The following is a 21,290-nucleotide window of genomic DNA, read 5'->3' as shown; positions in this document are numbered from 1 at the left end:
TAGCCTTGCGTTCTGGCGACTCGCAGCACACGGAGGTAGCCCCGGGCCGACAACAGCCCGGTGTCGATGCGGTGGCGCAGGTCGGCCGTCGCGACCGGCGGCAGCCGGAGGGCGGACCGGGTCGCCTCGGCGTTCATCCGCCACCCGTACGCCCGCCAGCGCTCGGCGGCGGCGGCCCGGGCCTCGACGACCCGCCGCGCGACGGTGTCGGTGGTCTCGATCGGCTCGTCCACCGCGAACAGCCCGGCCGAGGTCACCGGGAACAGCTGGACATGCAGGTCGATCCGGTCCATCAGCGGTCCGGACAACCGGCCCAGATACCGGCGGCGGACGGTCGGCGAGCATTCGCAGAAGGCGTCGCCGCCGGGCTTCGCGCACGGGCAGGGGTTGGCGGCAGTGACCAATTGCACCCGGGCCGGGTAGCTGACCAGATCCTTGGACCGGCCGATCCGAACCGAGCCCTCCTCCAGCGGCTGGCGCATCGCCTCCAAGGAGGTCCGGCTGAACTCGGGCAGCTCGTCGAGGAACAGCACCCCGCGATGGGCCAGCGAGATCGCCCCGGGCCGGGCCAGCCCGGTCCCGCCGCCGAGCAGCGCGGCGGTGCTCGTCGTGTGGTGCGGCGCCTGGAACGGCGGAAAGCGGAGCAGCCCGGCTCCGGGGGCGAGCCGGCCGGCGATGGAGTAGAGCGAGGTGACTTCCAGCGCAGCCGCGTCGTCCAGCGTCGGTAGCAGTCCGGGCAGCCGTGCGGCGAGCATTGTCTTTCCCGCGCCGGGCGGACCCAGCAGGCTCAGGTGATGACCGCCCGCGGCGGCGACCTCCAAGGCGACCTTGGCGTGCTCCTGCCCCACGACGTCCGCGAGGTCGAGCCGGGGTCGTGGATCAAGCGTGGTGACCGGGCGGGCGGCGGGCAGCTCCACCCCGTCCCGGACGTAGTTCATGACGGCGTTGAGTGAGGCGGCCGCCTTGACGCGTACGCCTGGCACCAGGGCGGCCTCGGCGGCGTTCGCCTCCGGGACGATCGCCCGGGTCAGCCCGGCGCGGGCGGCGGCCATCACCATCGGCAGCACTCCGCGTACCGGCCTGACCATGCCGTCCAGACCCAGCTCCCCGATCAGCGCCACCCCATCCAGGGCGGCCAGCGGAAGTCGCCCGGCTCCGCCGAGGATCGCCACCGCGATGCCCAGGTCGAAGCTGGACCCCTGCTTGCGTACGGTGGCCGGGCGCAGGTTGACCGTCATCCGGCGCTGCGGCCACTCCTCCCCGGCATTGACCACCGCCGCGCGTACGCGGTCCCGGGCCTCGTTCAGCGCGGCGTCCGGCAGCCCCGAGACGACCAGCTGGGGCATGCCCAGCGCGACGTCCGCCTCGACCTCGACGAGGACGCCGGCGACGCCGCTGATCCCGGCCGCGTGCACCTTCGCGTAGCTCACCTAGAACGCACCCGTCACGTGGTCGATCCGGGGCGTACGCCCTTCGCCGGGACGGACGGCGATCACGTCGAACCGCAGCTCCCGGCCGTCGGCGTCGTGCTCGGCCAGCCAGATCGCGGCCAATCTGCGTACGCGGTGCGCCTTGCGGCCCAGCACCGCCTCGACGCCGGAGCCGAACAGCAGACTTCGCCGGGTCTTCACCTCGCAGAAGACGATCACGTCGCCGTCCAGCGCGACCAGGTCCAGTTCGCCGTCGGGGCACCGCCAGTTGCGGTCGACCACCGCCAGCCCGAGCTGCCGCAGGTACGCCTCGGCGACCTGCTCGCCCCACGCCCCGAAGGCGCGCCGCGTTCGTGTCATGAGCCGGGAGCCTCCCCACTCGGGAGGGGTCGGCGCCACCTCGGCGTACGCCCGACTGTGGATTGCGACACCGTGGGGAAAACTGCCCCAGACATCCTCCGTACGGCCGATGCCTTGTCACCGGCCAGGCAGTGCGGATTGGCATTCCGGCGGGAAAGCGCCTACGGTCTAGCGCCGTGGGCGGATACGACGGTGACCGCGGATACGCGGAGGAGCGGTGGCCCGGCGAGGACCGCGGGCACGACGGCGGCGGCGACTGGCGTGAGCGGCGTGGCGGTTACCGCGACGACGATCGCGGTCGCGGTGGCTACCCGACGGCGGACGTGAACGCGGGCTACGGCGAACCGAACCGCTACGGGCCGCCCGCACCGCCGCAGCCGCAGTCCTTCGAACCCGGCTACGGCCCGCCCGCATCACCGCAGCCGCAGTCCTTCGAACCTGGCTACGGCCCCGGTCCCGGCTCGCCGGTCAGCGGACCCGGCCCGGCGTTCGGCCCCCGGCCGCCGGAGCGCGCGCCGATGATGGACGCGCCGCCGACCCAGATCGCGCCGCCGACGCAGCTGGCGCCCGAGGTACGCCCGGCGCCCGAGCAGCGCTCCCGCTCGGCCGAGCGGGACGCCGACTCCGGGGTCTACCGCAGCCGTAAACCCATGCACGCCGTGCTGATCGGGCTGTCGCTGGGCGTCTTCGAGCTGATCATGTTCCTGGTCTTCGTCCGGGGCGTCTTCCAGTTCGACGTCGGCCGGATCGTGGCCGGCGGGCTCATGATGATGGCCCTGCCGCTGTTCGGCCTCGGCTTCTACGCCCTGATCACCGGGGCGGCCCACGGCGGGCCGAAGGCGTTCCTGAAGACGCCGTTGGCGTACCTGCCGATCGGGCTGATCCTGATGATCGCGGCCGGCGCCGCCGCCTGAGCCGTCAGCGAGGCGCGCGCCACCCTGGCTGGGGCGGCCGCAACCCGACGGCGTAGACTTGTCAACCGGTGACCGCCCCGTGCGGTCAACTTCGCGCGCCCAACTCCTGATTCCGCTGCGCTGAATCGGGCACGCGCGGCCCCCCTGGTCCCGCCCTCGTGGTGGGCCCGCCGGGTCGTGGTGTGGGCGCCAGGGCGCAGGCCGACCGGTCTGCGCGACAACCAGGGAACAGGCAAGGAGCCATCCACATGGCCGTCGTAACCATGCGTCAGCTGCTGGAGAGCGGCGTTCACTTCGGGCACCAGACGCGTCGCTGGAACCCGAAGATGAAGCGCTTCATCTTCACCGAGCGCAACGGCATCTACATCATCGACCTGCGCCAGACGCTCGACTACATCGAGAAGGCGTACGACTTCGTCAAGAACACCGTCGCCGAGGGCGGCTCGGTGCTCTTCGTCGGCACCAAGAAGCAGGCCCAGGAGGCCGTGGCCGAGCAGGCCAGCCGGGTCGGCATGCCCTACGTGAACCACCGCTGGCTGGGCGGCATGCTCACCAACTTCCAGACGGTCTACAAGCGTCTGCAGCGCATGAAGGAGCTCGAGGCGATCGACCAGCTCGGCGCCGAGAAGGGGTACACCAAGAAGGAGACCCTGCAGCTCCAGCGTGAGAAGGACAAGCTGAGCAAGACCCTGGGCGGTCTGCGGGACATGCAGAAGCTCCCGGCGGCGATCTGGGTCGTCGACACCAAGAAGGAGCACATCGCCGTCGACGAGGCCCGCAAGCTGGGCATCCCGGTCATCGCGGTGCTGGACACCAACTGCGACCCCGACGAGGTCGACTACCCGATCCCGGGCAACGACGACGCGATCCGCTCGGCTGAGCTGCTGACCAGGGTCGTCGCGGCCGCCGTCGCCGACGGTCTGATCGCCCGTTCGGGCAAGTCGACGCGAGGCGCCGAGGCCAAGCCGGACGCGGGCGCCGTCGCGGCCGACGAGCCGCTGGCCGAGTGGGAGCGCGAGCTGCTGGAGGGCAACGCGGCCAAGGCCGCTGAGGCCGAGGGCAAGGCCGCCGAGGCCGGCGAGACCGCTCCGGCCGCCCCCGCAGCCGAGTGACCGTCGCAAGACCGACCGAGAACTGAGGAAGAGTCAGATGTCTTTCACCGCTGCGGATGTCAAGCGCCTGCGTGATCTCACCGGCGCCGGCATGTTGGACTGCAAGAAGGCGCTGGAGGAGTCCGAGGGCGACTTCGACAAGGCTGTCGAGATCCTGCGCGTCAAGGGCGCCAAGGACGTCGGCAAGCGGGCCGGCCGGACCACGGCCAACGGCCTGGTCGCCCACGCCGGATCCGCGCTGCTCGAGCTGAACTGCGAGACCGACTTCGTCGCCAAGAACGCGGACTTCATCGCGCTGGCCCAGAAGCTGGTCGAGCACGTGGACGCGGTCAAGCCGGCCGACGTCGACGCCCTGCTCGCCTCGCAGCTCGACGGCAAGAGCGTCGCCGACGTGCTGCAGGAGTCCTCGGCCGCGATCGGCGAGAAGCTGGTCGTGAACCGGTTCGCCGTGCTCGGCGGGAACATCGCGGTCTACATGCACCGCAAGAGCGCGGACCTGCCGCCGCAGGTCGGCGTGGCCGTCCAGTACGCCGGCAAGGACGACGAGGCCGGCGCGGACGACGCCCGGGGCGTGGCGATGCAGATCGCCGCGATGCGCCCCAAGTACGTCTCGCGGGACGAGGTCCCGGCCGAGATCGTCGAGTCCGAGCGCCGCATCGCCGAGCAGACCGCTCGCGAGGAAGGCAAGCCGGAGGCGGCCCTGCAGAAGATCATCGAGGGCCGGGTGAACTCCTTCTTCAAGGACTTCGTCCTGGTCGAGCAGGCTTCGGTGACCGACCCGAAGAAGACGGTGGCTCAGGTCCTCACCGAGGCCGGGGTGACCGTGACCGCGTTCACGCGGTTCGAGGTCGGCCAGGCCTGACGGGCACGCACGGGGAGGTCGTTGGTGTGAGCCACGGCCTCCCCGTGGCATATCGTCTTCCCGGACCGCCTGACGGACTCACCGCGGGCGGGCGGGGTCAGCTACGAAGGGGTGGTGCAGTGACCGAGCAGGTGATGACCCGGGCGCGCCGGGTGGTTCTGAAGCTGTCCGGCGAAGTCTTCGGCGGTGGCGCCGTCGGCGTGGACCCCGACGTGGTGGCCGGGGTCGCCCGGCAGATCGCCACGGTCGTCCGCAAGGGCGTCCAGGTGGCCGTGGTCGTCGGCGGTGGGAACTTCTTCCGGGGCGCCGAGCTGCAGAAGCGCGGCATGGACCGGGCTCGCGCGGACTATATGGGCATGCTCGGCACGGTCATGAACTGCCTGGCCCTGCAGGACTTCCTGGAGAAGGAAGGCATCGAGACCCGGGTGCAGACGGCGATCAGCATGGCTCAGGTCGCCGAGCAGTACATCCCGCTGCGCGCCATCCGGCATCTGGAGAAGGGCCGGGTCGTGATCTTCGGCGCCGGCGCGGGGATGCCGTACTTCTCGACCGACACCGTCTCCGCCCAGCGGGCGCTGGAGATCCACGCCGACATCGTCCTGATGAGCAAGAACGGCGTCGACGGCGTCTACACCGCCGACCCGCGTACCGAGCCGGACGCCGTCAAGCTGGACACCTTGACCTTCGCCGAGGCGCTGCGGCGCGGCCTGCGGGTCGCCGACCAGGCGGCGTTCTCGCTCTGCATGGACAACGGCCTGCCGATGCTGGTCTTCGCCGCCGAAGGCGACGACACCATCGTGAAGGCCGTCAGCGGCGAGAAGATCGGCACGCTCATCACCGCCGAGTAGCGGATGATGGAACCGACCAGACGTGAGCCACCGCGCCACGCGGCGCGACAGCGAAGCACAGCAGCCTAAGGAGGCGACGAAGCCCGTGATCGACGACACACTCCTCGATGCCGAGGAGAGAATGGACCGGGCGGTCGAGCACGCCAAGGAGGAGTTCGCGGCGATCCGGACCGGACGCGCCAATGCCTCGATGTTCTCCAAGATCTCGATCGACTACTACGGCACGCCCACGCCGCTGCCCCAGATGGCGTCGGTCTCGGTGCCCGAGCCGCGCATGGTCATCATCAAGCCCTACGACTCGTCGCAGCTCGCCGCGATGGAGAAGGCCATCCGCGACTCGGACCTCGGGGTCAACCCCTCGAACGAGGGCACGCTTCTGCGGATCGTCGTCCCCCAGATGACCGAGGAGCGCCGCCGCGACATGATCAAGATCGCCCGGGGCAAGGGCGAGGACTCGAAGGTCGCGGTCCGCAACATCCGCCGCAAGGCCAAGGAGGAGCTCGACCGGATCGTCAAGGACGGCGAGGCGGGCGAGGACGAGGGCCGACGCGCGGAGAAGGAGCTGGACGACCTCACGCACAAGTACACCGCGGTCGTCGACGAGCTGCTCAAGCACAAGGAAGCCGAGCTGCTCGAGGTATGAGCGAGGACGGGACGGACCCCGGCTGGGGCGCCGGCGCCAACGCGTACGCCCGGCTGCGTGGCCTCGGCGAGGACGACTCGGCGGGCGGTTTCTTCGACCGCTCCGACGACACTCCGGCCGCGGCCGCCGAACCGCCGCCGCGGGAGCGCCGCTCCATGCGTACGAACGAGTCTCCGCGTACGAACGAATCCCCGCGGAACGAATCCCCGCGGAACGAATCCCCGCGGAACGAATCCCCGCGGAACGAATCCCCGCGGAACGACTCTCCGCGTACGCCCGAGGCGGCGCGCCGGGCCGAACCGGCGCGCGCGCCCGAGCCGGACGTTGTGCGTACCAGTGAGTCGGAGACCGTAGCCGCCGCGGAGGCCGAGCCCGAGTCGAAGCCGGGCCGGCGCGGACGCCGTCGCAGGTCCGCTGGCCGGAACGTGCCGGTGTCGATCGCGGTGGGGATCGGCCTGGCCGGGACGGTGCTGGGCGTGCTCTTCTACGCCCGGCAGCCCTGGTTCCTGCTGATCCTGATCGCTGCCAGCTCGATCGGGATCTGGGAGCTGGTCCGGGCGATCCGCCCGACCGGCGCGAACCCGCCGCTGATCCCGCTGATCGTGGGCGGCGCGGTCATGCTGAGCCTGACCTGGTTCCGCGGGCTGGAGGCGCTGAGTCTCGGCCTGCTGATCACGGTGCTCGCCGTCTTCGTGTGGCGGCTGGCCGACGGGCCGGCGAACTATCAGCGCGACATCGGGGCCTCCGCCCTGATCATGGTGTACGTCCCGTTCCTGCTGGGCTTCGCCGTCCCGATGACCACCGCCGACGACGGACAGTGGCGCATCCTGTGCACGCTCGCCGCCGTGATTCTGTCGGATACGGGCGGTTTCGTGAGTGGCGTCTTGTTCGGCAAGCATCCGATGGCCCCCACCATCAGCCCGAAGAAGAGCTGGGAGGGGTTCGGCGGGTCGATCGTCTGGGCCGCCGTCGGCTCGGCGGTGCTGGTCTGGCTGACCCTGGACGTGGCGCCCTGGTGGGGTGCGCTGTTCGGTGCGGTCGTCGCGGTGGCCTGCGTGCTCGGGGACCTGGCGGAGTCGCTGCTCAAGCGGGATCTCGGGATCAAGGACATGAGCAACCTGCTGCCGGGCCACGGCGGCCTGATGGACCGCCTGGACTCGATTCTGTTCGCGCTGCCGGCGGCCTACCTGATGTTCGCCATCCTCGCTCCCACCTCCTGAGAGTCTGCGGTGAGTGACGCCACCGAGGCCGCGGACGCTGGTTCCGGCGTGGGACACTGGAACGACCATGACTGAACTGCCGCTGCTCTCCGTCGACCGCAAGCCGATCGTGCTGGAGCGAGGCGCGAGCGAACCGGCGGCCCCGGCGCGGCATCGCGCCAAGCTGCCGCCGCGCCACCTCGCCGACCTTGATCTGGCCGCCCGCCGGGCGGCCGTCGCCGCGCTCGGCGAGAAGGAGTTCCGGGCCGCCCAGCTGTCGACGCACTACTTCGCCAGACTCGAGCGGGACCCGGCCCGGATGACCGACATCCCGCTCACCGCCCGCGACCGGCTCGCGGGCGATCTGCTGCCACCCCTGCTCACCCCCGTACGCGAATTGCAGTGCGACGACGGCGCCACCCGTAAAGCGCTGTGGCGGTTGCACGACGGATCCCTGGTCGAGAGCGTCCTGATGGGCTATCCAGACCGGGTGACGGTGTGCATCTCCAGCCAGGCAGGCTGCGGCATGGCCTGCCCGTTCTGTGCCACCGGCCAGGCCGGGCTCACCCGCAACCTGTCCGTCGCCGAGATCGTCGATCAGGTGGTCTACCTCGCCGGTGTCGCCGCCTCAGGCGGGGTGCCCGGCAGCCCCAACCGGCTCAGTCACGTCGTGTTCATGGGCATGGGTGAGCCGCTCGCCAACTATCCCCGGGTCATCGAGGCGGTCCGCCGTCTGACGAGCCCGGCGCCGGAGGGCCTCGGCCTGTCCCAGCGGCACATCACCGTCTCGACCGTCGGCCTCGTTCCCGCGATGCGGAAGTTGGCCGAGGAGGACCTCTCGGTCACTCTTGCGTTGTCGCTGCACGCCCCCGATGATGAGCTTCGCGATGAACTCGTGCCGGTGAACCAGCGCTGGAAGGTAGCCGAAGTGCTCGATGCGGCGTGGGCGTACGCAGCGCGAACGGGTCGCCGGGTCTCCATCGAGTACGCGATGATCCGGGACGTCAACGATCATCCTTGGCGCGCGGACCTGCTGGGCAAGCTGCTGGCGGGGCGGCTGGCCCATGTGAATTTGATCCCTCTCAACCCCACGCCGGGTAGCAAATGGGACGCGAGCCCCAAGCCCGTGGAACGGGAGTTCGTCCGGCGGCTGCGCGCGGCCGGAGTCCCGACTACTGTGCGTGATACGCGGGGGCGCGAGATCGACGGAGCGTGTGGACAGTTGGCGGCTAGCGAGGAGTCGGCATGAGCGGGCAAGGTGGCCAGCGTTTCAGGCGGCGGGCCGTACGCCGTGGCTACAAGGTTGATGAGGTGGATACCTTCCTCGACCGGGTGGAGGCCACGCTGAACGGTGTCCCGGGCGCGCATGTCAGCTCGCAGGAGGTCCACGACGTCGTGTTCCGCGTACGCTTCGGCGGCTACGACGAGTGGCAGGTCGACTTGCACCTGGACCGGGTGGAGCGGCAGCTGGCCGAGCTGGAGGAGCGTTCCAAGGGCCCCGGCCGGGGTGAGGCGCTGCGGGCGACCGAGCGTCCCGGCCCGGTTCCCCCGGTGGGCGGCCCGCAGCAGCCGCCGCTGCCGTCGCGTCCGGTCCCGCAGCCGCAGCGTTTCGAGCCCGAGCCCACGTTCGGCGGCTACGACGGCGGTCCGGTCGGCGTCGGCGGGGGTCCTGGCTTCGATCCTGGCCGCCACGGCAAGGCCGACATGACCACCGAGATGCGCATGCCGCCGCCCCCGCCGCCGGGTGCGTTCGAGCGTCCGCCGTCCGCCCCGCCCGGCGGGTTCGACCGGCCGCCGCAGGCGCCGCAGGGCTTCCAGGCTCCGCCGCCGCCGTCGCGGGACAGCTACGGCCCGGGTCCGGAGTTCGAGCGGCCGGCCCCGCCGCCCCCCGGGAACACCTATGGCAGCCCGGTCACGCCGCCTCCGGCGTACGGTGGCGCGCCGCAGGGTGGCTTCACCAGCCCGGCCGCGGCGGCGATGACCGGCCCGGGTGCGGCCGACGTCCAGCGGGTCGACCAGATGCGGCGGACCTTCCAGCTGCGCCGGTTCGGCAGCGGCTACGACCCCACTCAGGTCGACCGGCTCTTCGAGGGCGTCATCGGCGCGCTCGCGGGTCAGCCGGGCGCGCCCATCGGGGACAACGAGCTCGATCCCGCCCAGTTCAGCCTGGTGCCAGGCGGCTACTACGAGGCCGAGGTGGACGCCGCGTTGCGTGAGGTACGCGACATCGTCCGCCGCCACTGACCGGAACACACAAGATCGCCGCGCCCGGGAGGGGCGCGGCGATCTTCGTTTGAGCTGGCCGAGCGCTCAGCGCAGCCCGTTGCGCCGCAGCACGGCGTCGATGATGATCAGCGCCGCGATGATGCCGGCCACCGTGACGAGGAAGACGTCCTCGACACGGCCTTCGTGGTTGCCGAGCGTCATCAGCAGCAGGGCGATGATCGAGAACACGCCCGCGATCCGCGCGGCCTTGACCGGCGTGGGCTTGTGCTGATCGGGGGAGGTCACCGGTTCGGTTCCAGCCACTGTTCGGTCCTTCCAAGCGAAGCTGACGTGCTTAGTCTGGCATGCTCCACGCGTCCGGTAGCCTCGGGGCGGGGGATTACGCCCGGCAGTCGGCTGGGACGCGGACGATGCGAGCTGAGGGAGACGGGACCGGTGCGGATCACGGGCACGGGGCACGCGAGTATGCGGATCGACACGCCTGCGGGCAGCATCCTGTGCGATCCGTGGGTGAACCCGGCGTACTTCGCGTCGTGGTTCCCGTTCCCCGACAACTCGCAGCTCGACTGGGAAACCCTGGGCGACTGCGACTACCTCTACGTCTCCCACCTGCACCGCGACCACTTCGACGCGGCGCACCTCAAGCGGTTCGTGAACAAGACCGCGACGGTGCTGCTGCCGGAGTACCCGACCAGCCAGCTCGAGGACGAGCTGCGCGACCTCGGCTTCACCAGCTTCCTGAAGACCAAGTCCGACGAGGTGCACGAACTCGACGGCGGGATCAAGGTGATGATCCAGGCCCTGATCTCGCCGACCGACGGCCCGATCGGGGACTCCTCGCTGTGGGTGGAGCACGACGGCGTGCGGCTGCTGAACCAGAACGACGCCCGCCCGACCGACCTCACCCGGTTCGCCGAACTGGGCCACGTGCACGCGCACATGCTCCAGTTCTCCGGCGCCATCTGGTACCCGATGGTCTACGAGCTGCCCCAGTCGGCGAAGACCGCGTTCGGCAAGCAGAAGCGCGACCGCCAGTTCGACCGCACCTGGCGCTACATCGCCGATCTCAAGGCCGACTGGGTCTTCCCGATCGCCGGCCCGCCGTGCTTCCTCGACGACGAGCTGTGGCAGTTCAACGACTTGCCCGCCGCAGGCGGGACAGGCAGCACAGCCGGGGATGAGGGCAACATCTTCCCCGACCAGTCCGTCTTCATGCGTGAATACGCTGCGGTGGGCGGAACCAATGGCGTCGTCCTCCTCCCCGGCTCCGTCTCCGAACTCACGACGGAGTCGTGCGCGACGACGCACCCCGTCGACGACCTCGGCGAGTTCTTCGAGCAGAAGGAGTCGCATCTCAAGGCGTACCGGGACCGGCAGCGGGTGGTCATCGAGCGGGAGAAGGCGAGCTGGTCGCACCCCGAGATCGACGTCCTCGCCGGGATGAAGGACCGCATCGAGCCGCTCCTGGACGAGTCGGTCTATCTGGCCAAGGGCGTCGGCGGACCGGTGCGGTTCGACCTGACCGATCCGATGGGCGAGGTCATCGAGTCGATCGTCGTCGACTTCCCGGGCAAGGAGGTACGCCCGGCCGCCGACGAGAAGGTGCGCTACCGGTTCAAGACCGAGCGGCGGCTGATCGAGCACCTGCTGTACCTCGACGAAGGCGACTGGGTGAACTCGCTGTTCCTCTCTTGCCGCTTCTCCGCGGCCCGGATCGGGCAGTACAACGAGTTCGTCTACGCGTTCTTCAAGTGCCTCTCCGAGGAGCGCCTGCAGTACGCCGAAGGCTGGTACGAGTCGCAGCGGCCGGACGCCGAGGACATCGTGATGAACGGCTGGCAGTTCCAGCGCCGCTGCCCGCACCTCAAGGCCGACCTCACCCGGTTCGGCATCGTCGAGGGCGAGGTTCTCACGTGCCAGCTCCACGGCTGGAAGTTCAACCTCGCGAGCGGCAAATGCCTCACCAGCGTGGGGCATGAGATCCGCTCCACCAAAGCACCCACCCAGGCGTCCACCCCGGCGGACTGATCCAGCGCGAAAGGATCCAGCGCGAAAGCGCCGGCCGGGAGCGGCGCGGGTTCACATGGTGAGCTGGCGGAGCATGTCTTCGAGGTTCTGCTCGAAGAGCGGCTCGACGTCGTCGGTGGCCCAGCGCAGGTGGCCGAAGATCTCCATGGTGATCGCACCGGCCAGCCGGGTCCAGCCGATGAGGAAGAAGGCCACGCCTTCGATCGGCAGCGCCTGCCGCAGTGCTTCGACGTTCGGTCCGCTGAGCGCCTCGGCGACGCCGGGGACGAGGGGCTGCGGCGGCGTCGTCCGGGCGTGCCAGATGGCGGTGAACGGTTCGAGGAAGGCCAGGGTGAACCGCATCGCGGCGTCGCCTTTCGGCGTCGGCTCGACGTGGGTGTGCATCGTGTCGATGACGGGCTCGCCGCAGATCAGTGCGTACTCGTGGGGATTGCGCAGCGCCCAGCGGCGATAGGCGCGGCAGGCCTCGCGTAGCTGGTCGAGGGGAGTGGCCCCGTTGTCGCGGGCAGCCAGCACTTCGGTGGTGAGCGCGTCGTAGCGGTCCGCGCAGAGGTCTTCGACGAGCGCGTCGAGGCTGTCGTAGTAGCGGTAGAGCGCGGCGGCTGTGAGACCCATGTCACGGGCGATGGCCCGCAGCGAGATCGCACCCGGGCCACCCTCGGTGAGCTGGGCCCGCGCCGCGTCGCGGATCTCCTGCTTCGTGGCTTCCCGTTGTCGTTCCCGGCGGTTCGTCGCCATGTAACACCCGATCCCCTTGACACGAGTTAACGGCGTTGGCAATGTAAACGGCGTTAACTCTACTAAGCAGCGCTCACAGCTTAACGCAAGCTGGAGCGAAGGGGGAGGTACGCGATGTGGGGAAGGCTGATTCAGCGGTTTCGCTGGCCTGTCCTGCTCGTGGCGTTGGGCGTGGTCGTCGTCAGCGCGGTCTGGGGCACCGGGGTCTTCGGCAAGCTGACCGGCGGCGGCTTCGAGAACCGCGCGAGCGAGTCCTACCAGGCCACCGTGAAGATCAAGGAAGTCTTCGGTGACCAGAGCATCGATCTGATCGCGCTCTACACCGCGCCGGACGGCAAGCAGATCGCCGACTACTCCGCCGCGGTCACGAGCACTCTGACGAGTCTGAAGTCGAACCCCGAGGTGTCCGAGGTCCTCTGGGATCCGAACCGGATGACCTCGACCGACGGCCGCTCCACCTACGCCGCGATCCGCCTGCACGGCGACGACCAGGACGTCAAGCGCGAGGTCTACGACGATCTGCGCCCGTCGCTCGACGTGGCCGGCGTGACGACCGAGGTCGGTGGGGCGATCGCGTTCCTCAAGTCGGTCAACTCGCAGACCAGTGAGGACATCGCGTTCGCCGAGACCATCTCGATGCCGATTCTGTTGCTGTTGCTGCTGTTCATCTTCCGCGGGCTGGTCGCCGCGGTCACGCCGCTGATCGTCGGGGTGATCGCCACGCTCGGCGCGTTCGCCGCCGTACGGCTCATCACCTACGCGACCGACGTCTCGGTCTTCGCGATCAACATCATCACCATCCTCGGTCTCGGCATGGCGATCGACTACGCGTTGTTCATCGTCAGCCGGTTCCGCGAAGAACTCGCGGCCGGACTCGACACCCAGGCCGCGATCACGCGTACCCTCCAGACCGCCGGGCGCACGGTCCTGGTCTCGGGCCTGACGATCGTGCTCGCACTCTCGTCGCTGCTCGTGTTCCCCCAGGTCTTCCTGCGGTCCATGGGCTTCGGCGGGATGGCGGCCGTGGGCGTCGCGATGCTCGCGTCGCTGACCGTCCTTCCCGCGTTCCTCGCCCTGCTCGGTCCCCGGATCAACGCGGGGCGCATTCGCCTCCCATTTGGTACGCGCAAAGCAGCGACCGGATCCGCGAGTGAGGAGCGGGGAACCTGGGGCCGGCTGGCGCACAGCGTCATGAAGCGGCCGGTGGTCTACGCCGTCGCGGTGGCCGCGGTGCTGATCACGATCGCGTTGCCGGCGCTGCGGATCAGCTTCGGCGGGTTCGACGAGCGGCTGCTGCCCCCGGATTCCACCGTACGCACGGTGAACGACCGGCTGGACACGGGTTTCACCGGGGCGACCTCGGACTACCCGATCCAGCTGCTGGTAAAGGGGGACGCCCCGGCGTCCTACGTGGACCAGATTCGGGCGGTCCACGGAGTGACCGGCGCGGACGTGGTCGCGACCAAGGACGGCGTGACTCTCCTGAGCGTCGACTACGACGGCGACCCGTCCGAGGCCGCCACCCGGGCCATCGTCCGCGACCTCCGCGACCTGCCGCCCCCCGCGGGTACGCAGACGCAGGTCGCCGGCCGGGCCGCGATGGATCTCGACCTGCTGGACAGCCTCGGTGAACGGCTGCCTTGGGCGGCTCTGATCATGGCCGGCGCGACGTTCCTGCTGCTGTTCCTGGCCTTCGGCTCGGTGCTGCTGCCGATCAAGGCGGTCGTGATGAACCTGATCTCGATCGGGGCCAGCTTCGGTGTGATCGTGTGGGGCTTCCAGGAGGGGCACCTGGCCGGAGCGATGGGCTTCACCAGCACCGGCTTCCTCGATCCCACCAACCTGGTGCTCATCTTGGTGATCCTGTTCGGCCTGGCCACCGACTACGAGGTCTTCCTGCTCTCCCGCATCCGGGAGGAGTGGGACGCCACCGGCGACAACACAAGGGCCGTGGCTCGGGGCGTACAGCACACGGGCGGGATCATCACCGCCGCCGCGTTGCTGCTGGCGATCGTGGTCGGCGGGTTCGCCACCGGCGAGATGGCGTTCGTGAAGATGATGGGCGTCGGCATGCTGGTCGCGATCCTCGTGGACGCGACGCTCGTCCGGATGATCCTGGTTCCGGCGACGATGCGACTGCTCGGCCGGTGGAACTGGTGGGCGCCCGGTCCGCTCGGCGCGATCTACCGCCGATTCGGCATCAAACACGACGCCCCCGCAGCTCCCCACCCCTCACCCTCGCGGGAAACCATCCCCGCCTAAAGAGGTGCAGATCACGGTTACGCATGCCACAACCGCTCGGGATGGCATGCGTAACCGTGATCTGCAGCAAACTCGGGGGCGGGCGAAGACGGTTACCGTTGCCGGGTGATTTTCGAGACCGAGCGCCTGATCGTCCGGGAATGGCGCGACACCCCCGCCGATCTCGACCGGGTCTTCCAGATCTACCGGCACTCCGAGGTCACCCGCTGGATCGGGATGGACCAGCCGTTGCAGGGCCCTGACGAGGCGCGGACGGTCATGGCTCGGTGGCAGGCCCGCTACGAGAAGAACGAGCACAAATACGGCCCCTGGGCGATGGAGGTCAAGGCGTCCGGGGTCGTCGCCGGGACGGTGCTGCTCGGGCCGCTGCCCGAACCGTCCGACGGGACCGAGGGCCGGGGCGAGATCGAGGTCGGCTGGCATCTGCACCCGGACTCCTGGGGCCACGGGTACGCGACCGAGGCGGCGACCGGCGCAGTGGACCTGGCGCTGAACCAGTACCGCGTCGCGGAGGTGTACGCGGTGGCGTACCCCACGAACGAGCGATCGATCGCCGTGATGCGCCGGCTGGGCATGTCACCCCGGGGATTGACTACTCGCTGGTATGGCCGTGAAGCGCAGTGTTACGTCACTCTGCCGAGGCAGCGGGCCGGATCGAATTGATCTTGAACAGGTAGACTTGGGCGCGTGAGCGAACCCCGCGCCATCGTGCTGCTCGGCTCGACCGGATCGATCGGTACGCAGGCGATCGACATCGTCCGGGCGAACCCGGATCGCTTCCGGGTGGCCGGGATCGGGGCCGGCGGCGGCAACGTCGAGTTGCTGGCCGCGCAGGCGTTGTCGCTGGAGGTCGAGGTCGTCGGGGTCGCCCGCGCGAGCGCCGTCCAGGACCTGCAGCTCGCCTTCTACGCCGAGGCGGCCCGGCGGGGCTACGCCACCGGCGAGTTCAAGATCCCGAAGATCCTCGCCGGTCCGCAGGCCATGGCCGAGCTGGCCGAATGGCCCTGCGACGTGGTGCTCAACGGAGTCGTCGGCTCGCTGGGACTCGCTCCGACGCTGGCCGCGCTGCGGTCTGGTCGCGTACTCGCGTTGGCCAACAAGGAGTCGCTCGTGGCCGGCGGGCCCCTGGTGCGCAAGGTCGCGCGGGCCGGGCAGATCGTGCCGGTGGACAGTGAGCATTCCGCGCTGGCGCAGTGTCTGCTGGCCGGTGACCGGGGCGAGGTCCGGAAGCTGATCCTGACCGCGAGCGGGGGAGCCTTCCGCGACCGCCGCCGGGCCGAGCTGGTGGACGTCACTTACGAAGAGGCGCTCAAGCACCCGACCTGGGACATGGGTCCGGTCGTCACGATCAACTCCGCCACCCTGGTCAACAAGGCGCTGGAGGTGATCGAGGCGCACGAGCTGTTCGACGTGAGCTACGACGACATCGACGTCACGGTGCATCCGCAGTCGGTGATCCACTCCCTCGTCGAGTACGCCGACGGCTCGACGATCGCCCAGGCGAGCCCGCCCGACATGCACCTGCCCATCGCGCTGGCCCTCGACTGGCCGCACCGGGTGCCCGGCGCGGCCGCCCCGGTGGACTGGACGATGGCGCACAACTGGGAGTTCCGGCCCCTGGACACCGAGGCCTTCCCCGCGATCGAGCTGGCCAAGCAGGCCGGCCGGACCGGCCGCTGCCGGCCGGCGATCTTCAACGCCGCCAACGAGGAGTGCGTCGCAGCCTTCTCACAGGGACGACTGCCATTCTTGGCGATCGTGGACACGGTCGCCCAGGTCCTCAGCGACGCCCCGGAACTCGACGAACCGGGTACCGTCGAGGACGTGCTCGCCGCCGAAGAGTGGGCGCGGTCTCGGGCGACCGAGCTGATCGTCGGGAAGGTTTCTTGATGCTGATTCTGGGGATCGCCCTCGGCGCCTTGGCCATCCTGGTCTCGGTCTCGTTGCACGAGGCCGGGCACATGCTGACGGCCAAGATGTTCGGGATGAAGGTCACCCGCTACTTCATCGGTTTCGGCCCGACGCTGTGGTCGTTCCGGAGGGGCGAGACCGAGTATGGGATCAAGGGCATCCCGCTCGGCGGATTCGTCAAGATCACCGGCATGACTCCGCAGGAGGAGGACGCCGACGACCCGCGCGCGATGTGGCGCTACCCGGTCTGGAAGCGGACCATCGTCATGGTCGCCGGCTCGGTCGTGCACTTCATCCTGGCCTTCCTGATCTTCTGGCTCGTCGCCGCCAACTTCTCCCTCACCAATCCGGACAATCCGGGTCCGGCCGCGACCGACGTCTCCAAGGCTCCGGCGTACCTGACGGTCGCGAGCTGCGTGCCGAAGGACCTCACCTCCGGCGACTGCACCACCACCGACGGACCGGCCCTCGCGGCGGGTCTGAAGGACGGCGACCTCATCACAGCGGTCGGCACGACGCAGGTGGCGAACTACGCCGACCTGGTCACCGCCATCCGCGCGCTGACCCCGGGTACGTCCACCCCCATCACCTACGTCCGCGACGGACAGACCAGCACGGCGACGGTGACGCCGGTCGAGGCCCAGCGGCCGCCGATCGACAACACCGACGGCGAGGTCAAGAAGGTCGCGGCGATCGGCGTCGGACTGGGCTACGACCCCAGCAAGCCGAAGACCGTGGAATACAACGCGATCGAGGCGTTGCCGGTGGCCGGCGACCAGATGGGCGCGGCCGCCACCGGCGTCGTCACCTCGATCAAGAACCTGCCGAACAAGATCCCCGGCCTGATCGACGCGATCGGCGGCGGTCAGCGCGACGCCGACAGCCCGGTCAGCGTGGTCGGCGCCAGCCGGCTCACCGGTGAGGCGATCGAGCGGGGCTTCTGGGAGATCGCCCTGCTGATCATCGCCGGGCTGAACTTCTTCGTCGGCGTCTTCAACCTGTTGCCGCTGTTGCCGCTGGACGGCGGTCACATCGCGATCGCGTGGTTCGAGCGTGCGCGGTCGTGGATCTACGCCCGGCTCGGCAAGCGTGACCCAGGTCGCGTGGACTACTACAAGCTCATGCCCCTGACGTACGCCGTAATCTTGGTGTTCGGTGCGTTCACCCTGCTGACCGTCACCGCTGACGTCGTCAATCCCATCACGATCTTCAAGTGAGAGAGCTGTGACCGCGATCAACCTCGGTATGCCGGCAACTCCTCCGCCCGCCCTAGCTCCCCGTCGCCAGAGCCGTCAGATCATGGTCGGTTCGGTGCCGGTCGGCGGCGGCGCGCCGGTCAGCGTCCAGTCCATGACGACGACGCTGACCGCCGACGTCAACGCCACCCTGCAGCAGATCGCCCAGCTGACGGCGAGCGGCTGCCAGATCGTCCGGGTCGCGGTGCCCAGCCAGGACGACGTCGAGGCGCTCCCCGCGATCGCCAAGAAGTCGCAGATCCCGGTCATCGCCGACATCCACTTCCAGCCGAAATACGTGTTCGCCGCGATCGACGCGGGCTGCGCCGCCGTACGCGTGAACCCGGGCAACATCCGGCAGTTCGACGACAAGGTGAAGGAGATCGCCAAGGCGGCCTCCGACGCGGGCGTGCCGATCCGGATCGGCGTGAACGCCGGATCCCTCGACAAGCGGCTGCTGGAGAAATACGGCAAGGCCACCGCTGAGGCGCTGGTGGAGAGCGCGCTCTGGGAGTGCTCGCTGTTCGAGGAGCACGGCTTCCGCGACATCAAGATCAGCGTCAAGCACAACGACCCGGTCGTCATGATCCGGGCGTACCGGCAGCTGGCCGAGCAGTGCGACTATCCGCTGCACCTCGGCGTGACCGAAGCCGGCCCGGCGTTCCAGGGCACGATCAAGTCCGCGGTCGCCTTCGGCGCCCTGCTCGCCGAGGGCGTCGGCGACACGATCCGGGTCTCCCTGTCGGCTCCGCCGGTCGAGGAGGTCAAGGTCGGCCACGCCATCCTGGAGTCGCTCGGCCTGAAGGAGCGCGGCCTGGAGATCGTCTCCTGTCCGTCCTGCGGCCGGGCTCAGGTCGACGTCTACACGTTGGCCGAGCAGGTCACCGCCGCGCTCGAAGGCTTCCCCGCGCCGCTGCGCGTCGCCGTCATGGGCTGCGTCGTGAACGGTCCGGGCGAGGCCCGGGAGGCCGACCTCGGCGTCGCGTCCGGCAACGGCAAGGGCCAGATCTTCGTCAAGGGCGAGGTCATCAAGACCGTGCCGGAGTCGCAGATCGTCGAGACCCTGGTCGAGGAGGCGCTCAAGCTCTCCGTCCAAATGGGCGTAGAACTCCCCGAAGAACTCCGCGAACTCGCCGGCCCGCTGGTAACGGTCCATTGAGTGTCCCATGATCAACGGAGTGATCGTGGGGTCATAGCGCCGCGAAAACTCCGCTGATCATGAAAGAACGGCCCCGCTCACAGGAGCGGGGCCGTTCTGCGTCAGGGCTTACTCCTCGGCGAGGATTGCGTAGAGCTTGCGACGCGTGTCGTTGAGGATCTCCAGGGCGCGGGCGCGCTGTTCCGGCGTACCGGTCGCGCCGACCTGGTGGAGCGCCTGCATGATGCCGAAGCCGGCCTGGCGGAAGTCCTGGGCCTCGTTGACCTCGTCCGCCGTGAACTCCTGCCACGGGGCGCGGTTGGGCTCGGCTTCGGCCGCCGTGCGGCCCGCCTCGGTGAGCGCGTAGCTCTTGCGGCCGGTGGACTCGGTCGCCTCGATCAGGCCCTCGTCCTCCAGCAGCTGCAATGTCGGGTAGACCGACCCGGGGGACGGCCGCCAGACGCCGCCGGTGCGGCTCTCCAGCTCGGAGATCATCTCGTAGCCGTGCATCGGCCGCTCGGCCAGCAGGCCCAGGATCGCGGCGCGGACGTTGCCGCGTCGGCCCCGGCCTCGGCCACCGCCGCGGCGTCCGTGTGGTCCCGGCCCGAATCCGGGGCCGAAGCCCGGCATGGGTGGGAAGCCCGGCCGTCCGCCGAACGCGAACTGTCGATGCTCATGGTCGTGGTGCGCTTGGCGTAGACGGTCGCGCAGCTCGTGAGGGATACGGTTCCTCATCTCGGTTCTCCTATCGTAGTTCTATCGCCGATGCGTTAACGATATATCGGAAACTGATCGGCCGCAAGTGGTCGCGCGAACCTTCACGTTCTGGCAGGCTGGAGACGTGCTCACGAAGTCGGCGGTCCGGCAGCTCGGCGAAGCCGAGAGGCCGGAGATTGAGCGGCTGCTCACCACGGATCCCTACGTCACCGCTCAGGTATGGGAGCGGATCGCCGCGCGCGGGCTCGGCTGGTGGCGTTCCGACGGCCGGATCTACGGCTACGGTCCGCAGGGTCGCCTCGAATCGATCTGCTGGCTGGGTACCCAGCTCACGCCGGTCGCAGCCACGGGCGACGCGATCGTCGCCTTCGCCGACGTGCTCGGGCGCCTAGGGCGTACCTGCACGAGCATCGTCGGCCAGCGCGATCAGGTGATCGATCTCTGGGACCGGCTCACGCCCCGCTGGGGGCGGGCTCGCGACGTCCGCGCGGTGCAGCCACTGCTGGTCGCTTCCCGTCCCGCGCCGGTTCCGGCCGATCCAGGGGTACGCCTCATGCAGCCGGACGAGATCGACGTCCTCTTTCCAGCGGCGGTCGCGATGTACACCGAGGAGGTCGGGGTCTCTCCGTTGGACGGTGGCCGGGGCTACCGTCACCGGGTCGCCGAGCTGGTCAAGTCCGGCCGGGCCTACGCGAAGGTCGTGGACGGGCGGGTGGTGTTCAAGGCCGACCTGGCGGTGATCACTCCACATACGGCACAGGTGCAGGGCGTCTGGGTCGACCCGCAATGGCGGGGGCAGGGCATCGCGACGGCGGGGATGGCGGCGGTGGTCGACGACGCGCTGCGGCGGGTCGCCCCGACGGTGAGCCTCTACGTCAACGACTACAACGTGCCGGCCCGGCGGGCGTACCAGACGTGTGGGTTCCAGCAGGTCGCGGAGCTGGCCACGGTCCTCTTCTGAGGACGGCCGGATCGAATCGCGCCACGCCGATCCTCGCGCATTTCGCTACTTTTCGCGTATGAGCGACTACGTTGCGCAACGATAGAGGGGCAAGCAGGTTACTGGCGCAGAGGTGTGTGGGCCCGATGGGGCGGATCGAGAAGAAGCTCTCCGACAGCACCACTAAGTACTACTGGTATCCCGGAGAGAAGCAGGAATGGATCCGCGCCGCAGTAGCGGTCGGGGTCGGCGCCGCCGTCGCAGCCCTGCTGATGCTGATGACCCACAACAGCGTGGCGGCCGTGGTGGTCGGAACCTCGGCGACCCTGGCGATGGCCGGCTTCAACTTCGGGCGGCGTGACTCGAAAGCGTTGGCCGGTTTCCTGGGCATGGCGGACAAGGCAGCGCGCCGGGCTGCGATCGGCCACACCGGCCGGGCCGCCTGGCGCGGTCTCGTGATGGGCGTCGGCAGCGCCGCGGCCGCCGTCCTCGTCATCAACCTGAGCCCGGAGGGCTGGCTCTACGACTGGCTGCTGCCCGTCGTCCCGGCCGTGGTGTGCGCCATCGCGCGGCAGATCGGTCTGGTCTGGGAGAAGCTCGGCACCACGGTGTCGACCAAAGGCCCCGCCGCCGAACCAGCGAAGGCCGAACCCGCGAAAGCCCCGCCGCCGAAGGCCGTGCCCAGCGACGGTTAGCTGTGATGAAGCGCTCCCATAAAACCGGTTGG

General features: G+C 69.5%; 20 protein-coding genes and 1 pseudogene. 16 read left to right on the top strand and 5 right to left on the bottom strand.

Going from position 1 to position 21,290, the window contains the following annotated elements; genetic code table 11:
- Positions 1–8 precede the first annotated feature (8 nt).
- Positions 9–1,430: pseudogene (locus HDA40_RS17030) on the bottom strand (YifB family Mg chelatase-like AAA ATPase); the annotation flags it as partial.
- Positions 1,431–1,790 carry a YraN family protein gene (locus tag HDA40_RS17025; protein ID WP_253756965.1) on the bottom strand — a complete coding sequence of 120 codons (360 nt, stop codon included), beginning with the start codon at positions 1,788–1,790 and terminating at the stop codon, positions 1,431–1,433.
- Between the two features lie 176 nt (positions 1,791–1,966).
- On the opposite strand from HDA40_RS17025, the gene HDA40_RS17020 reads away from it, so the two are divergent.
- The 8 genes from HDA40_RS17020 (at position 1,967) to HDA40_RS16985 (ending at position 9,612) form a co-directional block, all read left to right on the top strand.
- Entirely contained in the window at positions 1,967–2,704 is a 738-nt protein-coding gene (locus HDA40_RS17020; protein ID WP_253756963.1) for a hypothetical protein, read from the top strand.
- 248 nt (positions 2,705–2,952) lie between these two features.
- On the top strand, positions 2,953–3,816 hold the full coding sequence (gene rpsB / locus HDA40_RS17015) for a 30S ribosomal protein S2 (protein ID WP_253756960.1): 864 nt from the start codon (positions 2,953–2,955) through the stop codon (positions 3,814–3,816).
- 37 nt (positions 3,817–3,853) lie between these two features.
- Positions 3,854–4,678, top strand: a complete 825-nt coding sequence (gene tsf, locus HDA40_RS17010; RefSeq protein ID WP_253756958.1) for a translation elongation factor Ts — start codon at positions 3,854–3,856, stop codon at positions 4,676–4,678.
- A gap of 134 nt (positions 4,679–4,812) precedes the next feature.
- Positions 4,813–5,526 carry a UMP kinase gene (gene pyrH / locus HDA40_RS17005; RefSeq protein WP_253763662.1) on the top strand — a complete coding sequence of 238 codons (714 nt, stop codon included), beginning with the start codon at positions 4,813–4,815 and terminating at the stop codon, positions 5,524–5,526.
- Positions 5,527–5,611: 85 nt separating this feature from the next.
- Positions 5,612–6,169 carry a ribosome recycling factor gene (gene frr / locus HDA40_RS17000; RefSeq protein ID WP_253756956.1) on the top strand — a complete coding sequence of 186 codons (558 nt, stop codon included), beginning with the start codon at positions 5,612–5,614 and terminating at the stop codon, positions 6,167–6,169.
- Positions 6,166–7,389 carry a phosphatidate cytidylyltransferase gene (locus HDA40_RS16995; protein ID WP_253756953.1) on the top strand — a complete coding sequence of 408 codons (1,224 nt, stop codon included), beginning with the start codon at positions 6,166–6,168 and terminating at the stop codon, positions 7,387–7,389. Before frr ends, HDA40_RS16995 begins: the two co-directional genes overlap by 4 nt.
- Positions 7,390–7,456: 67 nt before the next feature.
- The gene (gene rlmN, locus HDA40_RS16990; RefSeq protein WP_372502883.1) at positions 7,457–8,617 is read left to right on the top strand and encodes a dual-specificity RNA methyltransferase RlmN; all 1,161 of its coding nucleotides are present in this window, start codon (positions 7,457–7,459) and stop codon (positions 8,615–8,617) included.
- On the top strand, positions 8,614–9,612 hold the full coding sequence (locus HDA40_RS16985; protein ID WP_253756950.1) for a DivIVA domain-containing protein: 999 nt from the start codon (positions 8,614–8,616) through the stop codon (positions 9,610–9,612). Before rlmN ends, HDA40_RS16985 begins: the two co-directional genes overlap by 4 nt.
- Positions 9,613–9,678: 66 nt before the next feature.
- Here the strand turns inward: HDA40_RS16985 and HDA40_RS16980 are convergent, their stop codons facing one another.
- Positions 9,679–9,897, bottom strand: a complete 219-nt coding sequence (locus tag HDA40_RS16980; RefSeq protein ID WP_253756947.1) for a DUF2631 domain-containing protein — start codon at positions 9,895–9,897, stop codon at positions 9,679–9,681.
- Between the two features lie 132 nt (positions 9,898–10,029).
- On the opposite strand from HDA40_RS16980, the gene HDA40_RS16975 reads away from it, so the two are divergent.
- A complete protein-coding gene (locus HDA40_RS16975; protein WP_253756944.1) occupies positions 10,030–11,622 on the top strand; it encodes a Rieske 2Fe-2S domain-containing protein in 1,593 nt (530 codons plus the stop codon).
- A 51-nt stretch (positions 11,623–11,673) separates the two neighbouring features.
- Here HDA40_RS16975 and HDA40_RS16970 read toward each other — a convergent pair whose 3' ends face one another.
- Complete coding sequence (locus tag HDA40_RS16970; protein WP_253756942.1) at positions 11,674–12,360, bottom strand: TetR/AcrR family transcriptional regulator; 687 nt, start codon at positions 12,358–12,360, stop codon at positions 11,674–11,676.
- A gap of 114 nt (positions 12,361–12,474) precedes the next feature.
- Here HDA40_RS16970 and HDA40_RS16965 point away from each other — a divergent pair, with 114 nt between their 5' ends.
- From HDA40_RS16965 to ispG, 5 genes are all read left to right on the top strand, one after another.
- Positions 12,475–14,622 (top strand): MMPL family transporter, encoded by a 2,148-nt coding sequence (locus tag HDA40_RS16965; RefSeq protein ID WP_253756938.1) that lies wholly within the window; start codon positions 12,475–12,477, stop codon positions 14,620–14,622.
- A 105-nt stretch (positions 14,623–14,727) separates the two neighbouring features.
- Positions 14,728–15,285: a GNAT family N-acetyltransferase gene (locus HDA40_RS16960; RefSeq protein WP_253756935.1), complete on the top strand. Its 558-nt coding sequence runs from the start codon at positions 14,728–14,730 to the stop codon at positions 15,283–15,285.
- A gap of 45 nt (positions 15,286–15,330) precedes the next feature.
- Positions 15,331–16,512 (top strand): 1-deoxy-D-xylulose-5-phosphate reductoisomerase, encoded by a 1,182-nt coding sequence (dxr, locus tag HDA40_RS16955; RefSeq protein WP_253763659.1) that lies wholly within the window; start codon positions 15,331–15,333, stop codon positions 16,510–16,512.
- Positions 16,509–17,750 (top strand): M50 family metallopeptidase, encoded by a 1,242-nt coding sequence (locus HDA40_RS16950; RefSeq protein ID WP_253756933.1) that lies wholly within the window; start codon positions 16,509–16,511, stop codon positions 17,748–17,750. The genes dxr and HDA40_RS16950 overlap by 4 nt, the downstream gene beginning before the upstream one ends.
- A 7-nt stretch (positions 17,751–17,757) precedes the next feature.
- Positions 17,758–18,927 carry a flavodoxin-dependent (E)-4-hydroxy-3-methylbut-2-enyl-diphosphate synthase gene (gene ispG / locus HDA40_RS16945; RefSeq protein ID WP_253756931.1) on the top strand — a complete coding sequence of 390 codons (1,170 nt, stop codon included), beginning with the start codon at positions 17,758–17,760 and terminating at the stop codon, positions 18,925–18,927.
- Between the two features lie 108 nt (positions 18,928–19,035).
- On the opposite strand, the gene HDA40_RS16940 is transcribed toward ispG, so the two are convergent.
- Positions 19,036–19,641 (bottom strand): PadR family transcriptional regulator, encoded by a 606-nt coding sequence (locus HDA40_RS16940; RefSeq protein ID WP_372502882.1) that lies wholly within the window; start codon positions 19,639–19,641, stop codon positions 19,036–19,038.
- A 106-nt stretch (positions 19,642–19,747) separates the two neighbouring features.
- Between HDA40_RS16940 and HDA40_RS16935 the strand changes: the two genes are divergently transcribed.
- Entirely contained in the window at positions 19,748–20,584 is an 837-nt protein-coding gene (locus HDA40_RS16935; RefSeq protein WP_253756928.1) for a GNAT family N-acetyltransferase, read from the top strand.
- A 125-nt stretch (positions 20,585–20,709) separates the two neighbouring features.
- Positions 20,710–21,258, top strand: a complete 549-nt coding sequence (locus tag HDA40_RS16930; protein WP_253756926.1) for a hypothetical protein — start codon at positions 20,710–20,712, stop codon at positions 21,256–21,258.
- Positions 21,259–21,290: the final 32 nt, after the last annotated feature.

The sequence above is a fragment of the Hamadaea flava genome (assembly GCF_024172085.1).
Taxonomy (GTDB): Bacteria; Actinomycetota; Actinomycetes; order Mycobacteriales; family Micromonosporaceae; genus Hamadaea; species Hamadaea flava.
This window is presented reverse-complemented; position numbering and strand designations above follow the sequence as displayed.